Below are 6,032 nucleotides of genomic sequence, written 5' to 3'. Positions count from 1 at the left end.
TTTCGGCCCCGTCCGTTCCCTGTGAGAAGTACAGGTCGGCGGCGATGCCTCTTGCCAGAACGGTTCGTTCCGTCTTTTGTCCGAGAGCGGCGACAGCGGTGACGAGGACGTTGTCCGTCACTTGCGGCTGAAGCGGATTGGCGACGAGCGTCGCAACGAAAGAATGGGACATCGCCATCGTGGGGACCGGAGCTTGAGAAACGATCGGTTCGGCGCGGTTCTCATCGCAGGCCCGACGGCGTCAGGCAAGTCGGCACTGGCCATCAAATTGGCGCAAGCTTTCGACGGCGTGGTGATCAATGCCGATTCCATGCAGGTCTACCGGGATCTGCGCGTCATCACCGCGCGGCCGACGACCGAGGATGAGACGCTTGCGCCGCACCGACTCTACGGCCACGTGGATGCGGCCATCAACTTTTCAGTCGGGCGTTATGTGACCGACGCCAGCGCCGTTCTGGAGGCGTTGCGGGGCAAGCAATTGCCGATCTTCGTCGGCGGAACCGGTCTCTATTTCAAAGCGCTCACGGAAGGGCTTTCGGATATCCCGACGGTTCCCGACGACGTTCGCGAGGCCATTCGTGTCGAATCCGAAGACGTCGAGACGCCCGACCTCCATCGTATCCTCTCGGATCGAGATCCGCAGACGGCGGCGACCGTGCGGCCGTCGGACCGGATGCGCACGATGCGGGCGCTGGAGATTTTCGCCGCGACAGGCCGGCCGCTGGTCTCTTTTCACGGCGACCGCAGGCCCGGCCCCTTGCATGGGCTCGACGTCCTCAAACTGTTCTTGGCGCCCGAGCGCGACGTGCTGCGCCGTCGCATCGATGAGCGCTTCATCGCCATGATGGATTGCGGCGCACTCGACGAGGTGCGCCATCTGGGTGCGCGGCAGCTCGATCCGATGCTGCCCGCCATGAGGGCGCACGGCGTGCCGGGCTTGCTCGCTCATCTGCGGGGTGAAATTTCTCTCGCAGAAGCCATCACCAAGGGTCAGAGCGACACACGGCGCTATGCGAAGCGCCAATTCACCTGGTTCCGCCACCAGCTTTCGGATTGGCCCTTCGTCGCTCCCGAGGCCGGCTACGCGACGGCGATCGAGGCGTTCAATGGGCCGTGCCGGCGATGAAGATTTGATAGAACGAGATGAAGATCTCGAAGACGATCAGCAGCACGATGATCAATTCCAGGCGCAGTGAGCGTTCGGTGTCGATCAGGTCCGTCAGTGTCTGCGCAGTGTCGCCGATGACTTCGAGCTTGCTGTGCAGGGAGACGGCGCGCTCCTTCAGTTCGTACTCGTCCTCCAGGCGCGCATAGAGGCGCTCGAGATCGGGACGGTCCCAGAGGACGTCGGGCTTTTCCTCTACGGCCACACGGCCGGAGATGCGCTGGCGGACCAGGAGCGCGTGCCCGACATGCTTGAGGATCTCGCGCCGCCCGGCCGGACGGCGTCCCTTTTCGGCGAGATGGCGCGCGAAGGGATCGACGACATCGAAGAAGGCCGACGCCTCGCGCTCGTCGCGGGCGAGCGATGCGCTCTTGGACAGGGCATCGGCGATCACGACGAGACGCTCGGTCGAGAGGTCCTTCAGCAAGATGGGACCGCCGGCGGGGATCTGATCGTCCTTGTCCGGCGACAATTCGATGATCGCGGTCTCCTCTTCGTGCCGCGCGAATTCCCCGACGATCCTCTGCCGGAGCGAGCGGATCACCTCATCCTCCTCAAGGGGCGTCAGGCCCACCAGAACGGCGACGCCGTAACGGAACAGGGCGACGAAGCCCTCCTGGCCGGCCCGAAAGGCGAGGGGAGCGACGGACAGGACATCGCTCCGTTCGAGCCCGGCCACATCGAGGCGATCGCCGAGGAGGAGCGCGCGGGCCGTGATGCGCTGGCCTTTGACAGGCGTGCCGGTGGAGGAAATGATATCGCTCATGATGCTCGTGGTCGAAACGCCAGCCTCAGAGACGGGCGAGGGAGAAGATAGAAGCTCGGCCTTATTCCGCCAAGTTCGGCAGCGTTGCCTTTCGAACGCGCTTGACCGAATGAATCCGATCGGTTAGCGTTTGCGCAACTTTTGATCCGAGAGCGGCAACAATGCGCAAGCTTATTCTCGTAGTACGAACGCCATCGACGGAGCGGGGATAACCCCCGCAGGTCCGGCGATGGCGCACAGGCCCCCTCAGGGGCCTTTTTTATTGCCTAAATTCCTTGAGAACCCAGAAATCCAGCCCTTAGACGACCTAAGACAGATCCGACGGAGCGAGTGACATGAGCGAGACGATGACCGGCGCCGAAATGGTGATCCGAGCTCTCCAAGACCAGGGTGTCGAACATATCTTCGGCTATCCCGGCGGCGCCGTCCTTCCGATCTACGATGCCCTGTTCCATCAGGAGACCATCAACCACGTCCTCGTGCGGCACGAGCAGGGCGCGGTTCATGCGGCGGAAGGCTATGCGCGTTCATCCGGCAAGGTCGGTGTGGTGCTGGTGACGTCGGGTCCGGGCGCGACCAATGCGGTGACCGGCCTTGCCGACGCGATGATGGATTCCATCCCGCTCGTGTGCATCACCGGTCAGGTCCCGACGCATCTGATCGGTTCCGACGCCTTCCAGGAATGCGACACGGTCGGCATCACGCGCCATTGCACGAAGCACAATTATCTCGTGAAATCGATCGAGGATCTGCCGCGCATTCTGCATGAGGCATTCTACGTCGCGTCGAACGGTCGCCCGGGTCCGGTCGTGGTCGATCTGCCCAAGGACATCCAGTTCAAGATGGGCCAATATGCGCGCCCGACGAACAATCAGCACAAGACCTATCGCCCGACCGTCAAGGGCGACATGAACAAGATCAAAGCCGCGATCGACTTGATGGCGAACGCCAAGCGGCCAGTGTTCTACACGGGCGGCGGTGTCGTCAATTCGGGCCCGCACGCTTCGGCGCTGCTTCGCGAGCTCGTCCATATCACAGGCTTTCCTATCACATCGACTTTGATGGGCCTCGGCGCCTTCCCGGCATCCGACAAGCAGTTCCTCGGCATGGTCGGCATGCACGGCACCTACGAGTCCAATCTCGCGATGCACGATTGCGACGTCATGATCAACATCGGCGCGCGCTTCGACGACCGCATCACCGGACGTCTCGATGCGTTCGCGCCTTATTCCAAGCGGATCCACGTCGATATCGATCCTTCCTCGATCAACAAGAACGTCTCGGTCGACATCCCGATCGTGGGAGATTGCGCGCACGTGCTCGAAGACATGGTCCGTCTGTGGCGGCAGAACGCCGTGCAAGTGGACAGGGCCGCTCAGAAGGATTGGTGGGGCAAGATCGAAGGTTGGCGCGCGCGCAATTGCCTCGCCTACCGCAACTCGACCGAGACGATCAAACCGCAATACGCCATCGAGCGTCTCTACGAGCTCACGAAGCATCGCGAAACGTACGTCACGACCGAGGTCGGCCAGCACCAGATGTGGGCCGCGCAGTACTTCAAGTTCGAAGAGCCGAACCGGTGGATGACATCCGGCGGTCACGGCACCATGGGATACGGCCTACCGGCGGCGGTCGGTGCGCAGCTCGCGCATCCTGACGCGCTCGTTATCGACATCGCCGGCGAAGCGTCGATCCAGATGATGCTGCAGGAAATGTCGACGGCGCTGCAATACAACCTGCCGATCAAGGTCTTCATCCTCAACAACGAGTATATGGGGATGGTGCGCCAGTGGCAGCAATTGCTGCATGGCGGCCGCTATTCGCACACCTATTCGGAATCGCTGCCCGATTTCGTCAAACTCGCCGAGGCCTATGGCGGTGTCGGTATTCKCTGCGACAAGCCCGCCGATCTCGACGCGGCCATCACCCAGATGATCAACGTCGATCGCCCCGTGATCTTCGATTGCCTGGTGGACAAGACCGAAAACTGCTTCCCGATGATCCCATCGGGCAAGGCCCATAACGAGATGTTGCTCAACGACTATCTCGGCGAAGGGGGAGTCGATATCGGTTCCGTCATCGACGAGAAGGGCAAGATGCTGGTCTAACGAAGCACGAGATCCCCTTTTCCAAATGGAAGAGGGGAAAGGAACCTAATCATGCCCACCCCCACCCTCGTGATCGCCAATAAGCTCTACTCGTCGTGGTCGTTACGCTCGTGGCTGCTCTTGAAGCAGCTCGGCATCGCCTTCGACGAGGTCGTCATTCCGCTCGACACGCCAGACACCGCGGCGCGGATCGCAAAGTACTCGTCCGCCGGACGCGTGCCCGTTCTGATCGACGGCGACACGACGGTGTTCGAAACCATCGCGATCATGGAATACGTCGCCGACGCATTCGACGCGCCGGTCTGGCCGCAGGATTTGAAGGCGCGGGCGCTCGCTCGCTCGATCTCGGCTGAGATGCATGCAGGGTTCATGGGACTACGCGCGGTCTGCCCCATGAATCTCGGCAAACAATACGCACCAAAAAATCGGGGCGAAGCGGCTGCGCGCGACGTCGCGCGTTTCGGCGAAATCGTTCGGCAGGCGCGCGGTGGTTTCGGCCAGGGCGGTCCATTTCTGTTCGGCGCGTTTTCTGGCGCGGATGCGATGTACGCACCGCTCGTTACGCGGCTCGACACTTATTCCATCGCCCTCGATCCGATGACCCGGACTTACGCTGATACGATCTTGGCGTTACCCGCGCTTCAGGAATGGCGGGACGCCGCCTTGAAAGAAACTTGGATTGTAGAGAACGACGAAGTCGACGAACCGCCGATCGCCGTTCTTCGGCAGACCGCCTAACGCCTGAATACGTCCAGGACGAAAGAGCCATGACCAAGATGAGCACACATTATCCCGACCCGACCCGCATCGAGACCAGCAACCGCCACACGCTCGCGGTGGTCGTCGACAACGAGCCCGGAGTCCTTGCCCGTATCGCCGGCCTCTTCTCCGGGCGTGGGTACAACATCGAAAGCTTGACCGTCACCGAAACCGAACACGAGGCGCATATTTCGCGCATCACGATCGTGACCAACGGCACCGCCAGCACGCTCGAGCAGATCAAGAGCCAACTCGAGCGGCTTGTTCCGGTGCATCGCGTCGTCGACCTGACGGTCATGGGCGAAGTGATCGAACGCGAGCTTTGCCTGGTGAAGGTGGTCGGCAAGGGCGATCACCGGGTCGAAGCGATGCGGCTGGCCTCGGCTTTCGAAGCGCGCACCCTCGACGCCACGCTGACGTCTTTCGTGTTTGAAATGACCGGGGCGACGGATGAGGTCGAGCGGTTCATCAAGTTGATGACGGCGGTCGGTCTGGTGGAAGTCTCGCGCACCGGCGTTGCCGCCATGGCGCGCGGCGCCGAAGGCATGTGAGCGTCAGCCGGTGAAGCCGTCATCCTCGAGGAAGGCGATTTCTTCCGGCGTGCTTTCTCGCCGGAGAAGGTCATTTCGATGAGGGAAGCGGCCGAAACGACTGACGATGTCATGGTGATGATGCGCCCACTTGATGAGATCCGCGTCGCCGAGCTTTTCATTGAGGCTGACCGAGCGTTCCTGATGTCTCAGGCTCTCGGAATGCATGAAGGGCAGGTAGAAGAAGCGTCGCAGCTCGGGCGCCACCTGAGTGTCGTGGCCCTTTTCGATGGCCCTGTCGGCGGCGAGAAGGGCCGCGGGATCGGTCCTGTAGACGTCGCGGCGTCCCCGAAACATGTTTCGGGGAAATTGATCGAGAAGGAGGATGAGGGCAAGGGAACCCTCTGGAGCGAGTTCCCACTCGTCGAGGTCACCCCGCGCGGCGGCTTCATAGGTGGGAAGAAAGCGATCGCGACAAGTCTGGTCGAAAGCGGAGTCCTTCGTGAACCACCGTTCGGGACCGGCCTCCCGCCAAAAGCCGACGACCTCGTTTGGAGTCGCGAGTTGCATACCTGTTTTCCTCCTCGGAATGGGAGCTGATTAGGACTATCGAACGACGAACTCAATGTAGTGTCCGTCCCGCTCGTGTGGAGACGAGCACGGGAATGATGTTTTGAGGAACGCGATGTCTTCGACCTGCATGC

6 protein-coding genes are annotated in these 6,032 nt (G+C 61.6%); 4 read left to right on the top strand and 2 right to left on the bottom strand.

Going from position 1 to position 6,032, the window contains the following annotated elements; all coding sequences use genetic code 11:
* The first annotated feature begins 163 nt into the window (after window positions 1-163).
* Window positions 164-1,126 (top strand): tRNA (adenosine(37)-N6)-dimethylallyltransferase MiaA, encoded by a 963-nt coding sequence (gene miaA / locus AC1DT3_RS10350; protein WP_477465170.1) that lies wholly within the window; start codon window positions 164-166, stop codon window positions 1,124-1,126.
* Here the strand turns inward: miaA and AC1DT3_RS10345 are convergent.
* A complete protein-coding gene (locus tag AC1DT3_RS10345) occupies window positions 1,104-1,931 on the bottom strand; it encodes an RMD1 family protein (RefSeq protein ID WP_477465169.1) in 828 nt (275 codons plus the stop codon). The two genes, miaA and AC1DT3_RS10345, sit on opposite strands and share 23 nt — an antisense overlap.
* A 335-nt stretch (window positions 1,932-2,266) precedes the next feature.
* Here AC1DT3_RS10345 and AC1DT3_RS10340 point away from each other — a divergent pair, with 335 nt between their 5' ends.
* Genes AC1DT3_RS10340 through ilvN form a run of 3 tightly spaced genes read left to right on the top strand, consistent with a single transcriptional unit; the run spans window position 2,267 to window position 5,349 of the window.
* Complete coding sequence (locus tag AC1DT3_RS10340) at window positions 2,267-4,039, top strand: acetolactate synthase 3 large subunit (protein WP_477465168.1); 1,773 nt, start codon at window positions 2,267-2,269, stop codon at window positions 4,037-4,039.
* A 51-nt stretch (window positions 4,040-4,090) separates the two neighbouring features.
* Window positions 4,091-4,777: a glutathione S-transferase family protein gene (locus AC1DT3_RS10335; RefSeq protein ID WP_477465167.1), complete on the top strand. Its 687-nt coding sequence runs from the start codon at window positions 4,091-4,093 to the stop codon at window positions 4,775-4,777.
* A 29-nt stretch (window positions 4,778-4,806) separates the two neighbouring features.
* Window positions 4,807-5,349 carry an acetolactate synthase small subunit gene (ilvN, locus tag AC1DT3_RS10330; RefSeq protein WP_477465166.1) on the top strand — a complete coding sequence of 181 codons (543 nt, stop codon included), beginning with the start codon at window positions 4,807-4,809 and terminating at the stop codon, window positions 5,347-5,349.
* A gap of 3 nt (window positions 5,350-5,352) precedes the next feature.
* Here the strand turns inward: ilvN and AC1DT3_RS10325 are convergent, their stop codons facing one another.
* Window positions 5,353-5,898 (bottom strand): DUF924 family protein, encoded by a 546-nt coding sequence (locus AC1DT3_RS10325; RefSeq protein ID WP_477465165.1) that lies wholly within the window; start codon window positions 5,896-5,898, stop codon window positions 5,353-5,355.
* Window positions 5,899-6,032: the final 134 nt, after the last annotated feature.

Source organism: Microvirga sp. P4_G7 (assembly GCF_056401005.1).
Note: the sequence above shows the minus strand (reverse complement) of the source record. Positions and strands in the feature narration are given on the sequence as shown.